Origin of the sequence: Labrys methylaminiphilus subsp. lupini (assembly GCF_051161885.1) — a bacterium.
Taxonomy (GTDB): domain Bacteria; phylum Pseudomonadota; class Alphaproteobacteria; order Rhizobiales; family Labraceae; genus Labrys.
The window spans coordinates 1,055,142-1,074,724 of record NZ_JBMDIH010000002.1; the positions used below are offsets into that span (position 1 = coordinate 1,055,142).

General features: G+C 63.5%; 16 protein-coding genes. 11 read left to right on the plus strand and 5 right to left on the minus strand.

What is annotated here, in order from left to right; all coding sequences use genetic code 11:
• Window positions 1–20: 20 nt before the first annotated feature.
• The 3 genes from ACN6KF_RS30535 to edd all read left to right on the plus strand — a co-directional run bounded on the left by ACN6KF_RS30535 (window position 21) and on the right by edd (window position 3,830).
• Window positions 21–1,103: an ABC transporter permease gene (locus ACN6KF_RS30535; RefSeq protein WP_434960635.1), complete on the plus strand. Its 1,083-nt coding sequence runs from the start codon at window positions 21–23 to the stop codon at window positions 1,101–1,103.
• Window positions 1,103–1,885, plus strand: a complete 783-nt coding sequence (locus tag ACN6KF_RS30540; RefSeq protein WP_434960636.1) for an ATP-binding cassette domain-containing protein — start codon at window positions 1,103–1,105, stop codon at window positions 1,883–1,885. The genes ACN6KF_RS30535 and ACN6KF_RS30540 overlap by 1 nt, the downstream gene beginning before the upstream one ends.
• Window positions 1,886–2,018: 133 nt before the next feature.
• Entirely contained in the window at window positions 2,019–3,830 is a 1,812-nt protein-coding gene (edd, locus tag ACN6KF_RS30545) for a phosphogluconate dehydratase (RefSeq protein WP_434960637.1), read from the plus strand.
• A gap of 49 nt (window positions 3,831–3,879) precedes the next feature.
• Here the strand turns inward: edd and ACN6KF_RS30550 are convergent, their stop codons facing one another.
• A complete protein-coding gene (locus ACN6KF_RS30550) occupies window positions 3,880–5,223 on the minus strand; it encodes an aminotransferase-like domain-containing protein (RefSeq protein WP_434960638.1) in 1,344 nt (447 codons plus the stop codon).
• 173 nt (window positions 5,224–5,396) lie between these two features.
• On the opposite strand from ACN6KF_RS30550, the gene ACN6KF_RS30555 reads away from it, so the two are divergent.
• From ACN6KF_RS30555 to ACN6KF_RS30570, 4 genes are all read left to right on the plus strand, one after another.
• Entirely contained in the window at window positions 5,397–5,636 is a 240-nt protein-coding gene (locus ACN6KF_RS30555; RefSeq protein ID WP_434960639.1) for a DUF1127 domain-containing protein, read from the plus strand.
• 64 nt (window positions 5,637–5,700) lie between these two features.
• The gene (locus ACN6KF_RS30560; protein WP_434960640.1) at window positions 5,701–6,459 is read left to right on the plus strand and encodes a sulfite exporter TauE/SafE family protein; all 759 of its coding nucleotides are present in this window, start codon (window positions 5,701–5,703) and stop codon (window positions 6,457–6,459) included.
• Between the two features lie 186 nt (window positions 6,460–6,645).
• Complete coding sequence (locus tag ACN6KF_RS30565) at window positions 6,646–7,785, plus strand: HlyD family secretion protein (protein WP_434960641.1); 1,140 nt, start codon at window positions 6,646–6,648, stop codon at window positions 7,783–7,785.
• Window positions 7,782–9,404: an MFS transporter gene (locus ACN6KF_RS30570; RefSeq protein WP_434960642.1), complete on the plus strand. Its 1,623-nt coding sequence runs from the start codon at window positions 7,782–7,784 to the stop codon at window positions 9,402–9,404. Before ACN6KF_RS30565 ends, ACN6KF_RS30570 begins: the two co-directional genes overlap by 4 nt.
• Window positions 9,405–9,574: 170 nt before the next feature.
• Here the strand turns inward: ACN6KF_RS30570 and ACN6KF_RS30575 are convergent, their stop codons facing one another.
• The 3 genes from ACN6KF_RS30575 to ACN6KF_RS30585 form a co-directional block, all read right to left on the minus strand.
• Complete coding sequence (locus tag ACN6KF_RS30575; RefSeq protein ID WP_434960643.1) at window positions 9,575–12,400, minus strand: autotransporter family protein; 2,826 nt, start codon at window positions 12,398–12,400, stop codon at window positions 9,575–9,577.
• Between the two features lie 461 nt (window positions 12,401–12,861).
• Window positions 12,862–13,752 carry an alpha/beta hydrolase gene (locus ACN6KF_RS30580; RefSeq protein WP_434960644.1) on the minus strand — a complete coding sequence of 297 codons (891 nt, stop codon included), beginning with the start codon at window positions 13,750–13,752 and terminating at the stop codon, window positions 12,862–12,864.
• 9 nt (window positions 13,753–13,761) lie between these two features.
• Entirely contained in the window at window positions 13,762–14,757 is a 996-nt protein-coding gene (locus ACN6KF_RS30585; protein ID WP_434960645.1) for an amidohydrolase family protein, read from the minus strand.
• Between the two features lie 270 nt (window positions 14,758–15,027).
• Here ACN6KF_RS30585 and ACN6KF_RS30590 point away from each other — a divergent pair, with 270 nt between their 5' ends.
• The 3 genes from ACN6KF_RS30590 (at window position 15,028) to ACN6KF_RS30600 (ending at window position 18,031) form a co-directional block, all read left to right on the plus strand.
• Entirely contained in the window at window positions 15,028–16,014 is a 987-nt protein-coding gene (locus ACN6KF_RS30590; RefSeq protein ID WP_434961349.1) for a LysR family transcriptional regulator, read from the plus strand.
• A 233-nt stretch (window positions 16,015–16,247) separates the two neighbouring features.
• Window positions 16,248–16,742 carry a DoxX family protein gene (locus tag ACN6KF_RS30595; RefSeq protein ID WP_434960646.1) on the plus strand — a complete coding sequence of 165 codons (495 nt, stop codon included), beginning with the start codon at window positions 16,248–16,250 and terminating at the stop codon, window positions 16,740–16,742.
• Window positions 16,739–18,031, plus strand: a complete 1,293-nt coding sequence (locus ACN6KF_RS30600; RefSeq protein ID WP_434960647.1) for an MFS transporter — start codon at window positions 16,739–16,741, stop codon at window positions 18,029–18,031. Before ACN6KF_RS30595 ends, ACN6KF_RS30600 begins: the two co-directional genes overlap by 4 nt.
• 18 nt (window positions 18,032–18,049) lie before the next feature.
• On the opposite strand, the gene ACN6KF_RS30605 is transcribed toward ACN6KF_RS30600, so the two are convergent.
• A complete protein-coding gene (locus ACN6KF_RS30605; RefSeq protein ID WP_434960648.1) occupies window positions 18,050–18,625 on the minus strand; it encodes a GNAT family N-acetyltransferase in 576 nt (191 codons plus the stop codon).
• A 158-nt stretch (window positions 18,626–18,783) separates the two neighbouring features.
• Here ACN6KF_RS30605 and cnbZ point away from each other — a divergent pair, with 158 nt between their 5' ends.
• A complete protein-coding gene (gene cnbZ, locus ACN6KF_RS30610; RefSeq protein ID WP_434960649.1) occupies window positions 18,784–19,554 on the plus strand; it encodes a 2-amino-5-chloromuconate deaminase CnbZ in 771 nt (256 codons plus the stop codon).
• Window positions 19,555–19,583 lie beyond the last annotated feature (29 nt).

A 19,583-nucleotide genomic window follows, 5' to 3' on the forward strand; every position in this document is an offset into this window, starting at 1 on the left:
CGCGGGAGGAGACCAAAGATATGACCGATCCTTCGGCAAATGTCGGACGTCCACAGGACTTCGAAAAAGTCCTCTCGGGCAGCGACACCAGCGTAGCCAGTTTCGACGTTCACAAGAAATCACTCCTGGAAAAGGCACAGCACTTCCTGCACGGAAATCCGGCGATGGTGCCGTTGATCGTGCTGGTACTGTCCACCGCCATCTTCGGCATCATCCTGGGCAGTAAGTTCTTTTCGGCCTTTTCATTGACGCTGATCCTGCAGCAGGTGGCCATCACCGGTATCGTCGGCGCAGCGCAGACTCTGGTCATCCTGACAGCCGGCATCGACCTCTCGGTCGGCGCGATCATGGTGCTGTCCTCCGTTGTGATGGGGCAGTTCACCTTCCGGTACGGCCTGCCGGTTCCCCTATCGATCCTGTGCGGCTTCGCCTGCGGTGCCCTCTGCGGCTATATCAACGGACTGCTCGTCTCCCGCATGAAGCTGCCGCCCTTCATCGTCACGCTGGGCAGCTGGCAGATCATCCTGGCAGCCAATTTCCTCTACTCGGCCAATGAGACGATCCGCAGCCAGGACATCGCGGCCCAGGCCCCGCTGCTGCAACTCTTCGGTGCGAGCTTCCGCTTCGGAGGCGCGGTCTTGACGGCCGGCGTGGTCGCCATGGTGCTGTTGGTCGCGGTCCTGTGGTACGTGCTCAACCACACTGCCTGGGGCCGGCATGTCTATGCCGTGGGCGATGATCCCGACGCGGCCGAACTTTCCGGCGTCGGCACCAACAAGATGCTGCTCCAGGTCTATACGCTGTCCGGCCTCATCTGCGCCCTGGCGGGCTGGGTCCTGATCGGCCGCCTCGGCTCGGTTTCACCGACCTCCGGCCAGTTCGCCAATATCGAGTCGATCACCGCGGTAGTCATCGGCGGCATCTCCCTGTTCGGAGGCCGCGGCTCGATCCTGGGCATGATCTTCGGCGCCCTGATCGTCGGCGTGTTCCAGCTCGGCCTCAGGCTGGTCGGCACCGACCCGCAATGGACCTACCTGCTCATCGGCGTTCTCATCATCGGCGCCGTGACCGTCGACCAGTGGATCAGAAAGGTTGCAGGCTAATGGCACAGGAACCCATTCTCAGCGCACGCGGCCTGATCAAGCGCTATGGCCGGGTCACCGCTCTCAACAATTGCGAGTTCGACCTCTATCCCGGTGAGATCCTCGCCGTGATCGGCGATAACGGGGCTGGCAAATCGTCCCTGATCAAGGCCTTGTCGGGCGCCATCACGCCTGACGAGGGGGAAATCAGGCTCGACGGCAAGGTCGTCAACTTCAAGTCGCCCATCGATGCCCGCGAAGCGGGGATCGAGTGCGTGTACCAGAACCTGGCTCTGTCGCCGGCCCTGTCCATCGCCGACAACATGTTCCTGGGGCGGGAGATCCGCAAGCCCGGCATCCTCGGCCAATGGTTCAAGATGCTCGACAGGCCCGCCATGGAAAAGCGGGCCCGCGAGAAGCTGACCGAACTCGGCCTGATGACCATCCAGAACATCGGCCAGGCGGTCGAGACCCTGTCGGGTGGCCAGCGCCAGGGCGTCGCGGTGGCGCGTGCGGCCGCCTTCGGATCGAAGGTGGTCTTCATGGACGAGCCGACTGCCGCTCTCGGCGTCAAGGAAAGCCGCCGTGTCCTGGAACTCATCCTCGACGTGAAGCGGCGGGGGCTGCCGATCGTGCTGATCTCGCACAACATGCCCCATGTCTTCGAGGTGGCCGATCGCATCCACATCCACCGGCTCGGCCGGCGGCTCTGCGTTATCAATCCGCGAGACTACACGATGTCCGACGCGGTCGCCTTCATGACGGGTGCCAAGAGCCCGCCGGAGGAACTGGTCGCAGCCTGACAGATACGAGGGCCGGGGGGCGTTGTCCCCCCGGCTGGCGTGTTTCTTGCTTCGCCTCCTTATCGACGAAGCCATCAGGAGACGATGCTCCATACCAAAAGCAGCATCGTCTCCCAACCCGAGAAAGGCCACCATGGCGCTGAACCCAACGCTCGCACGGGTCACCGATCGGATCGTGGAGCGGTCCGCCGCCCTTCGCCGTCCCTATCTCGCGCGCATGGCGCGCGCCCGGGCCGCCGGCACCGTTCGCGCCCATCTGTCCTGCGGCAATCAGGCCCATGCCTATGCGGCCATGCCGGCGGACGACAAGGCGACGCTGGTCAAGGGCGGCGCAGGCAATCTCGGCATCATCAGCGCCTATAACGACATGCTCTCGGCGCACCAGCCCTATGAGAGCTACCCCGACCTGATCCGCGCGGCGGCGCGTACGGCCGGCGGCACGGCGCAGATGGCCGGCGGTGTTCCGGCGATGTGCGACGGCGTCACCCAGGGCCAGGCCGGAATGGAGCTGTCGCTGTTCTCGCGCGATGCCATCGCCATGGCAGCCGGCATCGCGCTCAGCCACAACACCTTCGATTCGATCGTCTATCTCGGTGTCTGCGACAAGATCGTGCCGGGCCTCGTCATTGCGGCGGCCGCCTTTGGCCATATGCCGGCGATCTTCGTGCCGGCCGGGCCGATGGCGAGCGGCATCGCCAATGACGAGAAGTCCAAGGTGCGCCAGCTCTTCGCCACGGGCCAATGCGGGCGCGACAAGCTGATGCAAGCGGAGATGGCGGCCTATCACGGGCCGGGCACCTGCACTTTCTATGGCACGGCCAACACCAACCAGATGCTGATGGAATTCATGGGCCTGCATTTGCCGGGTTCGAGCTTCGTCAATCCCAACACGCCCCTGCGCGATGCGCTCACCGTGGAAGCCGCCAGGCGTGCCTTGTCGATCACGGCCCTGGGCAACGACTACACGCCGGTCTGCGACGTGCTCGACGAGCGCGCCTTCGTCAACGGCATCGTCGGGCTCAACGCCACGGGCGGCTCCACCAATCTGCTCATTCACATGATCGCCATGGCGCGGGCGGCCGGGATCGTGCTCGACTGGCAGGACTTTGCCGATCTTTCGGACGTGACGCCCCTGATGGCACGCGTCTATCCGAACGGGCTCGCGGATGTGAACCATTTCCATGCCGCGGGCGGTCTCGGCTTCATGATCGGCGAACTGCTCGAAGCCGGGCTGCTGCATCCCGACACGCGCACCGTGGCCGGCGAGGGGCTGGCCCGCTACACCCACGAACCGAAGCTGATCGATGGCGCCCTGGTGTGGTCGGAGGGTACGAGCGCGTCGCTGAACCCCAAGGTGCTGCGGTCGGCCGGTGAACCATTCCAGCCGACAGGCGGCCTCAAGCGGCTCCGAGGCAATCTCGGCACCGGCGTGATGAAGGTTTCGGCCGTGGCACCGGAGCGCCATGTCGTCGAGGCGCCGGCACGCGTCTTCGCCGACCAGGAGGCGGTCAAGCAGGCCTTCCGCGCCGGCGAATTCACCGACGATACTGTGGTGGTGGTGCGCTTCCAGGGGCCGAAAGCCAATGGCATGCCGGAACTGCACAGCCTGACCCCGATGCTCTCCGTGCTGCAGGACAAGGGGCTGAAGGTTGCCCTCGTCACTGATGGCCGGATGTCGGGCGCTTCCGGCAAGGTGCCCGCGGCGATCCATGTCAGTCCCGAGGCGCTCGACGGAGGGCCGCTTGCCAGGCTCGAAGACGGTGACCTCGTGCGCGTCGATGCGGTTTCGGGCACGATCGACGTGCTGACGCTGGGAGCGCTCGAGCGGGCGAATGTCCAGCCGGATCTCGCCGGCAACGAATTCGGGGTCGGGCGCGAGCTCTTCGGCTTGTTTCGCCGACAGGTCTCGGCGGCGGAAAACGGCGCCTCGCCCCTGTTTGGATGATCGGGGCGCCCATTCCAGCGTGCACCGGCATCGCGGGAGTGCATTCGGCTTACTCGGTTGAGTCGAAATCGTCCTCTCGCATGGCCAGCATCGCGGCCAGCGTGGACAGGCCGCTATCGAGCTGGTCCATGGTCGGGCTGGCCAGCGCCAGCCGGACGGCGTTGGGCGCATGGCCTGGCGTCACGGCGAAGGTCGTGGAGGGAGACAGGGCAATGTCGCGCCTGGCCGCCGCCGCGACGAAGGTTTGCGAGCGCCAATGCGCCGGCAATGTCAGCCATAGATGGTAGCACTTTTCGTTGGTTTGAATCTCGAAGCCCGAAAGGCGCTCGGCGGCCAGCTTCTGGCGCGCGCGGGCATCCAGGCGTTTCAGCCTGGAGAGTTCGGCAGCGGTGCCATCGCCCATCAGTCGCTGCGCCGCCGCAAAGGCAAAGCCGGAGGCGGTCCATCCGCCCGAGCGCACCGAAGCCATGATGGTTTCACGCAAACGCTGCGGCGGCACGATGAAGCCCAAAGTCAGGCCCGGCGCGACCTTCTTGGACAGGGAGTCGATGACGACGCACCGTGCCGGCGCGAGAGCTGCGAGCGGCGGCTCGTCGTCGAGGAAGCCGTAGACATTGTCCTCGATGATCGGAAGGTCGAGCTTTTCGGCGACGTGCAGAAGGTCGGCCCGGCGCGCCGCGCTCATCGTCATGTTCAGCGGGTTTTGGACAGCCGGCTGGACGTAGAGCGCCGAAAGATGGGCCTCATGGTGCGCCTTTTGCACCGAGTCGGGACGCAGGCCGCCCTCGTCCATCGCCAAGGGCACCAGCGTGATGCCGAGCCGCGCGGCAACGCCCTTGATGAAAGGGTAGGTCAAGGCCTCGACGCCGCAGCGCCCGCCGGTCGGAACGATGGCGGCAAGGGCGGCCGCCAGGCTCTGGCGGCCATTGCCGGTAAAGACGAGTTGCTCCGGGGTTGGCGACCAAGCGTCCCGCGAAAGGAAGGAGGAGGCTAGGGTTCGCAGCGCCGGGGTTCCGATGCTGGTCGCCTGCCTCAGTGCAATGTCGAGGGCGGCGGGTTGTTCCAGGCCATCAAGACTTTTGGCAATGAGCGTAGTCTGATTGGGAAGCAAAGGGTAATTGAATTCGAGATCGATCCGAATGCCGCTCGGCTCGCTTGGCGCTGCCACGCCGCGCCTGGCATTGCCCGAAATGAAGGTGCCCCGGCCGGTTTCGCCGACCACAAGGCCGCGACGCAACAGCTCGGCGTAGACGCGGCTTGCCGTCGAGGCGGCAATCTTGCGCTCATAGGCAAAGTTGCGTTGAGGGGGCAGGCGATCGCCTGGGCTGAGCCTGCCGTCCGCTATGTCCGCGGCAATCTCGTCGGCCAGCTTCAGATATTCGGACTTTGACATTATTGCACCGAGAGCAATGTTATAATTGCACCTAGAAGCATATCGGAACATTCTATCTTCATCAACCGGATTGTACCGGGAATTGCGAAGATTTCTACGGTTCGGAACGGCCAGCTCGCCAAGGCTTGCGGCAACGGCGTCGCATTGCCCGAAGCAATTATTGGAGATCGGAAATGTCTGCTCCCCTGTCGACCATCACTCACCCCGCGATCGCGAAAAAGCCCGACGCATTGTATCGGCAGCTCGCGGCACTTTACGATGGAATGCTGCGCTTTTTTGCCCGGCGTGCCGCCCTCGCGGACTTGCGCGAATACGATGATTTCGCCCTGCGCGACATCGGCCTCACACGCGGCGATATCGAAGCGGCGGTCTATGGCCGTGCCGTCCCGCCCGACCGGACGAGGATGTCATGATCCCCGCTTGGGCAGAGGTGAGGCGGCACCGGCAGGAATGCCTGCGCGTGATGGAGGCGGTGCCATGGACCTGAGCGCTGCCACCATCCTGGTCGCCTTCGCGGGCGTGTTCCTGATCAGCTTCATGAGGGGCGCATTCGGTGGCGGCTTTGCCATTGTCGGCATCCCGCTGCTCTCGCTGGTCATGGATCCTGTCACCGCGGGCGGACTGCTTGCGCCTCTATTCATCGCAATGGATCTCTATGCATTGCGCTACTGGAGGCCCTCGACCTGGTCCAAGCCGGACCTCGTGCTACTGCTGCCGGGACTTGTGATCGGCATCGGCTTCGGCTTCCTGCTGTTCCGCGTACTCGACCATCGAGCCATTGCGGTCATGACGGCGGCCATTACCCTGGCCTTCGTCGGCCTCTGGCTCGTGCGGGGCGGGGAAATGACGCATCGTCCGCGCTCCAAGCCGAAGGCAGTCGCCGCCGGCCTCACGTCGGGCATCACCACCATGGTGGCGCATTCGGGGGGACCGCCGCTTGCGATGTATCTGCTGCCTCTTGGACTTGGGAAGGAGATCTACGCGGGAACGACAAGCCTGTTCTTCACCGTCGGCAATGCGACCAAACTGGTGCCGTGGCTGGTGTTGGTGCAGCCTGCGGCCACGACCTGGGCGTTGATGGCGATCTGCCTGCTCGCCATTCCCTTTGGTATCTGGTCAGGCTGGCGGCTTCATGGCGTTCTGGATCAGCGCCAAGTCTATCGTGCCTGCTATGGCTTGCTGGTCGTGACGGCGCTGAAATTGCTGTGGGACGGCGCTTCCGGCTTCTTGGGGTGAGCCCGGACGCCCGGCATGCCCTCGAGGCGTGACGTGCCGGTGCCGATTCACTGGCTGGGTGAACCCTGATGGATATGGGTTCGATCGGGCTTGGCGAGTCCGGTGTGCGTATTGGAATATTTTTGTTTCGCCATCCATAATCCTTCGCCAGGATCGGTCGCATTCGAGTGTGAGTGCGAGGATCAGATGTCGGATGCAGCAGAAAAGTCGACCGTATCCGAAACGCCGCCGCCCGCGCGCAGCCTGAGGTCGCGCTGGCTCTATCCGGCCTTGCGCGTCGGCTTCCTGCTGCTTGCTGCCTGGCTCGTCTGGTATGTCGCCGGCAACTGGAACCGCTGGACCGGTGCCGCCCGCCTCGCCGAGACCGACAATGCCTTCATCGTGGGCGACGTCACGCCCTTGTCGGCCCGCGTCTCCGGCTACATCAAGGAAGTCCCCATTCGCGACTATCAGGCGGTGGAGGCCGGCGATCTCATCGCCGAGATCGAACCGTCCGACTATCAGGCCCAGCTTGCATTGGCGCAGGCCAATCTCGCCGCGGCCGAGGCCAGTCTCGCCAATGTCGCTAATCAGAAGAACGTGCAGAATGCCCTGATCCGGCAGGCAGGCGCCAATATCGACGCGGGCAGTGCTGATGTGCGGCGCTATCAACTCGAAAGTACGCGCCAGCGCGATCTGCTCAAGACCGGCACGGCCGGCACCCAGCAATCGGTCGAGCAGGCCGATGCCAATGCCCAGCGCGCTTTGGCCCAGAAGGCGCTCTATGAGGCCCAGCTCGACCAGCAGAAGGCCCTGCTTGCCGGCCTCGATGTCCAGGAGCAGCAGGTCAAGGCCCAGATCAAGGCCGCGGAGGCGCAGGTCACCCTCGCCACCAACAATCTAGGCTACACCAAGATCCGCTCGCCGGCCAAAGGGCTCGTCGGCCAGCGCCAGGTTCGCCCGGGCCAGTTCGTCAATGTCGGCACGCAGGTGATCGCGGTGGTGCCGTTGCCCAATATCTGGGTGGTAGCGAACTACAAGGAAACGCAGATGACCAATATCCGCCTTGGTCAGCCGGCGCATGTCACCGTCGATGCCTTTCCCGACCTGGTCCTGGCAGGACGTGTCGAAGCCTGGTCGCCCGGCACCGGCAGCACCTTTGCCCTGCTGCCGCCCGACAACGCCACCGGCAATTTCACCAAGGTCGTGCAACGCATTCCGGTCAAGATCGCCCTCGACCCCAATCCGGCCCTGGGAACCTTGATCCGGCCTGGCATGTCCGTGGTTGCCACCGTCGATACCGGAGCCGGTGACAAAGCAGGCACCGGCACGGCAGCGGCGCCATGACGGCGGCCGGCATAACGACGTCAGCCGCACCCCTGACGGCGACCGGCGCGGCCCTCGAGCCGGCAGCGCATGCGCCGCCGCGCTTTCGTGCCGATACGCTGCGTCCCTATATCGGCATCCTCGGCGTGCTGCTCGGCTCCATCATGTCGACGCTCGGCAGCCGCGTCACCAGTTTCGGCCTCGCCGATCTGCGTGGCGGGCTGCATCTGGGCTTCGACGAAGGCGCCTGGATGACCACCACCTTCGCTGTCGGCCAGATGCTGGTCGGGGTTGCCTGCCCCTATCTCGGCGCCATTTTCGGGGTCCGGCGTATGCTGTTGCTGGGTATCACGCTGCTCTTCGTCGCCAGCTTGCTTGCGCCTCTCTCCCCCAATCTCGGAGCCTTCCTGGCCGCCCAATTCCTCGCGGGGGTCGGCTCCGGAACGTTCATTCCACTCACCATCAGCTTCATCGCCCGCAGCCTGCCGCCACGCCTGATCATCTACGGCATTGCGGTCTACGCCATGAATTCGGAGCTCTCGCAGAATGTCGCGGCCTCGCTCGAAGGCTGGTATGCGGACAATCTCTCCTGGCGCTGGATCAGCTGGCAATATTGCGGCCTGCTGCCGCTGATGTTCACCTGCGTATGGTTCGGCATTCCACGCGAGGACGTTAAGACCGAACTCCTGCACCATTTCGACTGGCCGGGTCTGGTCTATGCCGGGGCCGGCTTCAGCCTACTCTATGCCGGCCTCGACCAGGGTAACCGGCTCGACTGGACCAATAGCGGCCTGGTCAACGGCCTGCTGATCGCCGGCGGCCTGGTGACGGCGGCCTTCGTCGTGCGCGAGCTATGGGTCAGCCGCAGGCCCTTCCTCAATCTGCGGCTCTTGATGCAGCACCATCTCCTGCTGTTGCTGCTCCTATTGGCAGGCTTTCGCTTCATCATCCTGTCAACAGCCTACATCATTCCCAATTATCTGCAGTCGGTGCAGAATTTTCGGGAATTGCAGGTCGGCGCCGTGCTGCTGTGGATCGCCTTGCCCCAGCTCATCATCGTGGTGCCGCTCGGCTATGTCCTCAAGCGCTTCGACGGGCGGTGGGTGCTGGCCGCCGGCACCGCCCTGGTCGGTATTGCCTGCCTGATGGCGGCCCAGCTCACCAGCGCATGGGCCACCGACGATTTCCTGCAATCCCAGATCCTGCAGGCCCTCGGCCAGTCCTTCGCGCTCACGGCGCTGGTCGTCCTGGCGGTGCAGTCGATCAATCCGGCCGATGCGCTGACGATCGGTGCCCTGCTGCAGATCAGCCGCATGTTCGGCGGCGAAATCGGCACGGCCTTCATGCAAACTTTCGTGCGCGTGCGCGAACAGGTTCATTCCAATCTCATCGGCCTGCATGTCGACAGCCTCGCTGGCGCGACGGTCGATCGCCTGGCAGCCTATCGCAATGCCGTCAGCGCCCACACGGCGGATGTGGCGATCGCCAGCGCCCGGGCGACGAGCCTGTTGTCCTCGGCCATCGCCAAGCAGGCGGCGGTGCTCTCCTATATCGATGGCTTCCTGGCCGCCGCCGGCGGTGCCTTTGTCTGCCTCCTGCTGATCGCCTTGCTGCCCAGGCCCAATCGGCTTCCTATCTAGATGGAAGTACGATTTATCCATATAATTCTGATATATACCTGATTAACTTAATCTGTTTTTTTAGCAAGACTGCTGCAGCGATGCGCCTACCTTGAGGGAGACGAGACGAACGTCGTAGGGCAGGTTGGAATCTCCCAGCGTCCGACAGCGCGTCTCGCCTTCTTTCGCAATCAAAACCTCCAGACGAAATTGCCTTTGACGCTCTGGTCGACGGCCTTCTCGCCGAATTGTCCGCTATAGGACACGCCGAGGCTGGCCGAATGTGACAGCGCCACGCTCAGCCCGGCATCGACCGCCAGCGCATCGCGAGCGATTGGTGCACCATTGGCGAGGAAGCTCGAACCATCGGCCAAAGCGAGTGCCGCGGTTGGCCTGAGATTACCATAGGCATGCCGCCAGCCCAGGGTCGCCTGCGCGGTGGCGACGATGTCCCCGGTCAGGTCGAAGCTGGTCGCGGCCCGAGCGCCCAGGGTGGTGAAGCCGAGATTGCTGGTTTCGCTCCGGCCGGTCAAAGCCGCGTCGCCGCCGGTCTCCCGGAAGCCGTCGGTATGCAGGTTGAGATAGGCCGCGTTGACGAAGGGCTCTAAGCGCAAGGCTCCCCTGTCGATCCGATAGCCGAGCTCACCGAAGAGCTGCGCCGTACCGGCGTCATAGCTGGTGCCGAGCCGGTCGGCGTAGCTGGGCAGGATCACGCTGCGGTCGCTGTCGACGTCGTGCCATGTATAGGTGGCGCCTAGCCGTAAGGCGAGGGCGTTCCACTGCCGACCGGCATAGAGGCCGACATGGTAATTATCGGCCTTGCCTGAGGCGGAGCTGGCATCGGCATCGAAGCTCGAATGGCTGTAGCCGGCGAGGGCGCCCAGGCGCCAGTCCTGCAGGAACGAGCCCTGGACCAGCGCATCGAAGCCGAGGAGGAAGCCGCCCGTGCTGTGATCGATGCGGACATCGTGACCGCCGCCGAAATGGCCCCAGGAACCAAACCCCTGTGCCCAGAAGCCGGAAGGGGCGGGCGAAGTGTCCGAGCCGAACGGCGTCGGGCCGTGGGGCGTCGCGGTTTCAGCATAGGACGGCAGGCCGGTGGCTGGGGCAGTGGGGGCGACGGCAGCCAGATCGGCGGTATAGAGACGATTCAGCACGGCATCGCGCAGCAGCCCGCTGTCCTGGATCAATACGCTCCGGGCCGAGGCATGGATGTCGCCGGACAGGGTCGAGAAGGCCTGACGGGCGCTGGCGACATCCGGAGCCTTGGCGACGGCTTCATAGAGAGAGCTGCCGCCTGCCAGCGTCTCGACGCTTTCGGCCACGGCGCGTTGGATCTCGCTGGTGGCGACGGAAGCGAAGCTGGCGTCGTTGCGTGTCACCTTCAGATAGATGTTATTGGCGTTCTGCGACAGGCCGAGATCGACGAAGGGGGCGTTGTCGACCACCTTGGAGAACTGGCCGGTGATACCGCCATTGGCGCTCAGGATCTTGTAGGTCTGGCCGATCGAATAATCGCCGGAAGCGGGGATGACGGAAACCGTGCCGCCATTGATGGTGGTGGTGCCGGTGGCGTGGATGAAATCGTTCTGGCCTGCGGCGTTGATGTTCACCTGGATGGTGCCGCCGTCATTGACGAAGTTGCGCACCGTCAGCGTCGTTGGCCCGCCGGTCTGAAAGGCGATCTTGCCGGCGTTCTTCATCGTGCCGCTGACGGTGGAATTGCCGCCTCCCGGGATCGCCCACAGGGCATCGGGAGAACTCAGCACGACGGTCGTGGCATTGCTTGCCGAGCCGATCCAGCGGGCAGAATCGGCTAAAGTCACATTGCCTCGCGAAGCGCCGTTCACAGCCAGATTACCGGTCCATGTCGTGATGCCCCGCAGACTGGCCGACAGGATATTTGCTCCATCCGCAGCAGGTGCCTCCACCTCCATGTTCCCAGAGAGCGTGGAATCGATTGCGGTGAGGCTGAGTGCACTGGGTAGATGGAAGATCCGGCCCGTACCGACATCGGCAAGCAGGCCCCCGGTGCCTTTGAAGGCCGTGACGTCTGAACCGATCAAGCGCACCGTGGCTCGCCCACCATCTGCATAGATGGCGGCTCCGGCCGAGTTCATCGTAAGCTTGGTATTATCCAGAGCGAAGGTCGCATTCTCGGTCACTGCATTCGAGACATGGACGCCCCAGATCGCTCCCTCAGAATTGGCGCCATCCAGCTCGCTGTTGGAGACCTTGATAGTGCTCAAACTGCCTCCGGTCAGCAAGGAGGTACCACTGCCTTGGTTCGTATCGGCGTGGATCTTCAGACCGGTCGCCGTCAAAATTCCGTCGGCGCTCGCCGAAAAAACACCCTGGCCTGCTCCGGTCAGCGAAATGGTTCCCCCGCCCTTCAAATCGACCCGGCTGCCGTCGCCGCTGTGGGCGACGTAGAGCCAGGCACCGCTGGCATCGATCGGGCCATTCACGGTAATGGTGCTGTCGAACTGCGCAGAAAGACCATCCGACCAGGCACCATGGCCAACCAAGGTGGTTTGGCCGCTAAACGTCATGCGGCTGCTCCGGGAGGCTATCGCACCGTTGGCAACGTCCGCGACATCGAGGTTTAGGTTGGTCGCGTAGATCGTACCGCCCGGCGCGTCTGCCCAATTGGCCTGCAGCCCCGTCGAGCCCCCGCCGACGCGAACGATCCCCCCACCCTTGAGATTGATGGTGGTCTCGTTCTCCGCAAAAATACCGATGTCGTAATCGTCACCATTCAAGGCAGGTGGCACCGTCACGTCGATGGGCGTATCGGCGTTGCTGTAAAGCAGCGAGCCCTTGTCGATGGCATGAAAGCAGATCTCGTTCCTACAGGTCGCCTGGGCCGGCGTGATGCGCACCGTCCGTCCGCTGCTGGCTGTCGCCTGTGCATGCGCGGATTGGCACAGCATGACGGTGCCTGACGCCAATAGGAAACTCAGGAGCGACCGCTTGGGCAGGCGGGAGCGAACTCGAGCGTTTCCGGTCGACGTCATGGGGGCCCTCCTTTTCCACATAACCCGGTCGGTTCAGGTCTGTGCACCTGACTGAATGGGCCGCACGGTGCCTTTAGGCAAAGCCTGCCCCGCACCGGAATAATGAGAAAATATCTCAAAATTTCACAGAATATGAATCAAAATTATCGTGTTTTAATGATACTTTCAAGTGTATGATTTTTGAATGATCAATTATCATATAGGAATAAATTATCGTAGAATCATTGTTTATGAATAATATTCAAATTATGAATTGATGCATCGGCATATACGATCGAATTGTTTGCTGGATGTGGAAGTTTTTATTGAGAATGGCGCGATTCTACCCATGCTCAGCCTTAAGTTGTGCGGGGCGAGTCAAATACCTGAGGACTGAGGGACTCGGGAACATCCGGTTTTGCGGACAGGCAACGGAGCCACCAAAGCCATAGTGGCTCCAGCCGGGGGGTGAGATCGCCGTTCTATCCATCGCGTCGGGGCGCTGCGTGGATCAAGGCGCGGATGGCGTTGCTGAGGGAGGAGGCGGGATCCGACAGCGCCAGTGCGGAGGAAAAGTGATCCTCCTCACTTTGCACCAGCAATGAGGGCGGCGAATTACCGGCCTGGGTCCAGGCCGTGGCGAAGTCGCGTGACTGGCGCTGGAACTCACCGGTCTCGCGACCGCCATAGGCAACCAGAAGCTTCGCCTGCGGCATGGGCCGCGCCAGAAGCAAGGGGCTGTTGCGACGCACCATGCCCCAATCGAGCTGGAGCTGCGGCTGTATGAACGTATAGGGCAGGGGGCTGAGGTCGTAGAGGCCGCCCACCAGAATGCCGCCCTGAAGCATGTCTGCGGGCAGGTCATAGTCTTCGTGCCATTCAGCCAGCAGACACATGGCGGCTAGATGCGCGCCGGCCGAGTGCCCGCCGACATGCAGATGGCGGGTATCCAGGCCGAGAGTGGCACCGTTGCGATGGATCCAGGCGACGGCCGCCCGCGCCTGGCGGACGATCTCGCCGATGGAGACGCCTGGGCAGAGCGCGTAGTTCACATTGGCGACGGTTATGCCATTGGCAGCCGCGCCGGCGGCGGCGAAGGCGAAATCTTCGCTCGAGAGCATGCGCCAATAGCCGCCATGGAAGAAGATCAGCACCGGAGCATCGGGAGCCTTGGCCAAATAGAGATCGAAATATTCGGCCCGCGTCGGGCCATAGGGGATGCGGCGGCGGGGCTGCAGGCTGGCGAGGGCCTCCAGGCTGGCGGCATCGAAGCGCCTGCGATAGGCCGAAAAATCGGGGACCGAGGCCTCGACATCATAGTCCCGATCGAGCTGGGCCTGGTCGAGGAAGTCGCGATAGAGCGGCACGGGCATGTTCGGTCCTCACTTGGCGATGGAAAGTGCGTGTACCCGGTTCGATCGGGCTTGTGCCAGACTTGGGAACAGCCGACGCGCGGAACCATGGTCGATCGCCTCCCGGATGCGGTCGTCCAGGCGTGGTGACTGTGCCAGCTGGCTGATCGAGAGCGCCGCCGCCGGCACCGTCCCGAAAGGCAGGTCCGATCCGAACAGGAGCTGCGAGGGCTCGACCAGGGACAGCAGGGCCGACAGAGCCTCCGGCGCGGTCGCAAAGGCGGTGTCGAAGTAGAAGCGGCTGAGATAGTGGCGGACGGGGTGGGCAAGCTCGAGGCCCGGAATGCGCTGGCCCATATCGAGGCGGAAGGACAGGAAAGGCAGCGTGCCCCCGCCATGGGCCAGGATGATCGGAATGTCGGGGTACCGGTCGAGCGTGCCGCTATAGATGAGGTGCATTGCGGCTCGTGTCGTGTTGAACACGAACTCCAGGATCCAGGGGAAATAGGAGAGCGGTGCGTCATAGGCGGGCATTGCCGGATGGAGGAAGACCGGCAGCCGCCGGCGTGACAGCTCCGCGAAGAGAGGATCGAATTGCGCATCGCCGAGATAGGCCCCGCCATAGTTCGAGAGCAGGACGACCCCGGAAAGATTCAGCCGGTCGGCAGCATGGTTCAGTTCGACAAGGGCATCCTCGACATCCGGCAAGGGCAGGACGGCGAGGGCACCGAAGCGGCCATGGGCCTGCCCGGCGATATCGGCCAGATATTCGTTGCACTCGCGGGCGAGTTCGCGCCGGAACCCGGGATCGCCGATCGAGGCACCGGGATCGGAAAAAGACAGCAGCGCAACGGCAATGCCGAGTTCGTCCATCTGGCCGAGCGCGCCTTCCGGGCTCCATTGCAGGCTCGGCTCGTCGGGCGAGCGTCCGCCGAGCTTGGCAAGACCGGCATCGGCCAGCCTCCTCAGATACCAGCGCGGCAGCGGATGTTGATGGACATCGATGATCTGACCTGTGTCGCCCATTGAAATCTTGCTCCTTGCCGAGGCACTCTTTGCCCATGTTGGCTTGCTGGCCGGAACCTAGGGCTGGCGGGCTGCGCGCCACAGAGGGATAGTTCGCAACGGCGTGTCCGAATATTTGGACGATGGAGCAGGGCATTTTGCGATCTGGTGAAACCGCCGGGAATCGCGAAGATGCTCTAGCCAGTCCGACGGATTGGCTTGGAAACGGGGAGTGAGAGCGGTTGCGTTCCGGCCCGAACGCCTCTGGCTCTCAGGATGCGGGGCGTGACGATGATCTATGAAGACATGGCGATATTCGCCGCCGTGGTCGAGACTGCCGGCTTTGCCGCCGCCTCCAGGCGTTTGCGCATGTCCAAGTCGACCGTCAGCCATCGCGTGGCGGAACTGGAGGCGCGTCTCGGCGCCCGGCTTCTACATCGCAATACAAGGACGGTTCGTCCCACGGATATCGGCCTGTCCTATTATGAGCGCTGCGTGCGCATCATCGCCGAAATCGAGGCGGCGGAAGCGGCGGTCCAGGACCAGCAGGGCCAGCCGACCGGCATCCTGCGCCTGTGCCTGCCCATCGAACTGGGCATGCACATCATCGGCCCCGCCATTGCGCGATTCCGGCGCGAGAACAGCCAGGTCGACATCGATGTCGAGGTGACCAGCCGGCATATCGACCTGATCGAGGAACGCTTCGATCTGGCTTTCCGGATCGGCACATTGGCCGATTCACGCTTGATCGCCCGCAAATTCCTGACAGTTCCCCGCGGGGCCTATGCGAGCCCCGACTATGTGGCCGCGCGCGGCATGCCCATTGTTCCGGCCGAACTTGCCGAGCAGGACTGCCTGCACTTCTATTCGCCCTATGTGCCGGCCGACTGGACCTTTTTGCGGGGTGAAGAGCAAGCCAGCGTTTCTCCCCATGTCGTCGTGCGCATGAACAATCTGACGATGCTGCGTGACATGGCGCTGGAGGGCCAGGGGATCGCCGTGCTGCCGCGCTATATGTGCGCCTCGGCCCTGCGCAAGGGAACGCTGGTGTCGGTTCTGCCCGATTGGCAGCCACCCGGCGCCGATGTCTATGCCCTCTATCCGAGTGGGCGGCATCTGCCGCTGAAGGTGCGCAGCTTTCTCAAATTCATCGAGCGCCAGTTGCGCGCCACGGCCAGGCAGATCGTAGAGATGGCCGATTTCTCGCTCGACATCGAGGACAGGATTCCCGCCGAAACCGGGAGCCGGCCCAAAACCGGCCCCGCAAAATTGGCCTGAGGCAGGGACGCCGCCGACTGGTCTCCGCCCATCCCGGCCTTTCGATTGCAGTGATTTCCTGGACGGTGCGTTCCTCCGATCCGCGCTAGTCCCACGACCGTGCTCGCTTCATCGTCGAGAGCAAGAAGGCACCTGCTCCGCCCTGCGGACCAGGGTGCCCACATAACGTTTTGCGATTTGGCGGATCTCCAAGAATCGCAAGGACGCGCTTTGCTCGAGGGGAGGAAAACACGATGCCGATTTCCGAAACGCGGCCAAAGGCCTGGAGCGCGAGTGACCTAAGCGTACCGGCTGGAGCCGAGGCCTATCTGATGCTCGGCGGGCGCGTTCTGCTCGCCGTCATCTTCGTGGTGTCGGGTGTCCGCAAGATCGTCGAGTTCGACTTCTTCCTCGCCTATATGAAAGCCTTCGGCGTGCCGGCATCCTCCCAACTCCTGCCGCTGGCAGCGGCTTTCGAGATCATCGTCGGCATGGCCTTTGCCCTCGGAATAGCGACGCGCCTCTGTGCCGTCCTGCTGTTCCTGGAAACCCTGCTGCTCAATTCGATCTTTCACAATTTCTGGACCTATCCGCTCGAGCAGCGCCTGGCCCAGCTCAATTTGTTCCTGTTCCACCTGGCGACGCTGGGCGGCTTTCTCTACGTGATCGCTCATGGCGGCGGACGTTTCAGCCTGAGCAGGCCGGATCAAACCCGGGACGTGGACCAAGCCGAGGCGGCCGTGAAATGACGGTTTCAGGCAATGACATACCGGCATCCGCTCCGGCCCGCATGGCAGGGACGTTTGGCAACCGATGGTGGGTGGTTCTCGCCGCGGGCCTGGGGGTCATCGTGGCCCAGGGGCCGGTCATCGTCTTCACCTTCGGTGTCTTCGTCGACCCCGTGGCCAGGACGCTCGGCTTCGAGCGCAGCACGCTGTCCTCGGCCCTGCTGGTGCTGACCTCGGCCGCCGCACTCGCGACGCCGGTGATCGGCTGGCTGATGGATCGCTACGGCATACGCCCCGTGATGATGCCGCTCATCGCCCTGTTCGCAGCCTCGACGGCTGCCCTGAGCCTGATGCAATCTTCTTTGGCGATGCTCTACGGGCTCTTCATCCTGCAGGGGATCTTCAGCGCCAGCCAGAATCCGACGGGCTATGTCAAGGCGATCGCGGCCAGATTCGACCGGGAACGCGGCCTTGCCATGGGAATCGCGATGGCGGGGGCAGGGCTGGGCGTGGCCCTGGTGCCGCTGTATGCCAGCCTGCTCATCGAAGCCTATGGCTGGCGGGCGGCCTATCTCGGCCTCGGCTTCCTGATCGTCGTCCTGGCCCTGCTGCCGGTCTGCCTGTTCCTGCATGAAGCCAGAGTTCGCCATGAAGCCAGGGTGCCGGATCACCGCGCCATGACGGAGGCCCGGCCGGGCGGCCTCACCATGGCACAGGTGATGAAGCACTCGCCTCAGTTCTGGTTGCTTGCTGCTGCTCTCCTGCTTGCGGTGACCTCGATCAACGGCGTCCTCGCCCAGTTGGTCCTGCTCCTGCGCGAGCGTGGCTTTGCGCCTGCCGCGGCGGCGACTGCGATGAGTGTCGCTGGGGGGGCGATGATCCTGGGCCGGTTGATCGTCGGCTATTGTCTCGACCGCTTCTTCGGCCCCCATGTCGGCATGATCTTCTTTGCCCTGCCGGTGCTGGGTATCGGGGTGTTGCTCGCAGGAGGCAATAGCGGCTTTCTGCCCTATGTCGCGGCCGCCCTCTGCGGCCTGGGCATCGGCGCCGAAATCGACCTGATGGGCTTCCTGGTCAGCCGCTATTTCGGTCTTCGTGCCATGGCGGCGATCTATGCCGTCCTGTTCGCCCTCTTCACCGTCGGATCGGGCCTGGGGCCTCATATCATGAGCCTGTCCCGCGATCTCAGGCAGTCCTACGATCCGGCCTTGATCGGCTTTGCCGCCGCTCTCTCGCTCGCCATCGCCCTGTTGTCGCTGCTCGGCCCCTATCGCTTCCCGGCTGAACGCGAGGGCGGAGCGGGTCAATGATCCCACGTCGCCGTCCCTTCAGTCGATAGCGAAGGCGAGGGCGACGAAATCCTGGCCGGCATGGTTGAACTCGCCGACAGGGGTCATGCCGAGCTGGTCGATATGGGCCGAAAGGGAGCGGGGGTTGGCCTTGGCGACGAACGCCGTGCCGGCCTGGTAGCGCTGCCGGACCTCCGGAAGCATGGCGGCGAAAAGCCGGCGCAGGAGCCCCTTGCCGCGGGCCGATACATCGATGCAGACAGGCCCATAGGCAAAGCAGCGCCATGCCGACAGCGCCGTGCCGCGAAAGAGCCACTCGTCGAAATGGCCGCTCATGGTGCGATAGGGCGGCGGCAGGGCCGGCGAGGCACTGTCGTAGCAACACAGGCAGGCGAGGATCCGCCCCTCGGAAGCGGCGACGAACACGCCGATTTCCCCGGCCATGTCCTGCAACTGGGCCGGCGTGAACAGGGCGGAGATGAAACCGTGCTGACGCTCCTCAGCGTTGAGCCGATCGACATGATAGCGGTTCAGGAGTTCGCTTGCAGGGCTGAAATCCTCCTGGCGCGCCTTGCGGCAGACGATTTCGGCTTCGGCGGCAAGGTGGTCCTGCATGGCGAAATCCCCGGTTGGACTGATCATCTCGATACAACGGATCGGCGGTCGAGATTGTCCAAATTTCCGGACAGGCCATTCCGGCGGCGAGGCTTCTGTCCCCGATCCGATGCCGATACCCAAGGCAGCAGATACATGTGATTGCAAGGGAGAACAGGATGTCCGCCACCAAGATCTTCGAAACGGGAGGCTATCGTTTCATACCGGCCGTTTTCCAGTATTCCAGCGGCGTTGCGGCTCTCGAAGGATATGCTATCCGGCGCCATCGCCTTGCCAGGCCGGTTTCACTGGAGGAAGGGTTCACGCTGATCGGGCGGACATTGCAGGAAGCGGGCCGTCCGCTGACGGCCTTCTGTGCCTGCGAATTGCGCTCGCCCGGCCAGTTCAGTGATGCCGGTTTCCGGGCCTTCAACCAGCATTATGTCGAGACGCTGCGCGCCTGGGGCCTGTTCGACGGGGAGACCAATCCGGTTGCACGTTCCAATGTCTGCCCCAAGGTCGAGGCGCCGCGGCAGACGGTCTTCCATGCCTTCTCCTATACGGTTCCCCAAAATACGATTCCAACGACCAGTCCGGCGCCGAGTTTCGTGATATCGGGCAGTGGGGAAGCCAGGGCCGGCGACGGACCCTATGCCGGGCGCATCATTCGTCTTGGCGACACCTCGCCGGATGCGATGCGCGAGAAGGCGGCCTTCGTGCTCGGCGAGATGGAACGACGGCTTGCGAGCTTCGACATGGCATGGGGCGATACCACGGCCACCCATGTCTATACACTCGGCGACATCCATCCCTTCCTCGAAACCGAGATTATGCGGCGAGGAGCAGGACATGCCGGGATCGACTGGCACTTTTGCCGCCCCCCGGTCGAGGGCCTCGAATATGAGATGGATTGCCGTGCCGTCCATGACGAGCAGGTGCTTGCGGTCTGAAGCGGCTCCAGGACGTTGAACGGGCTGCT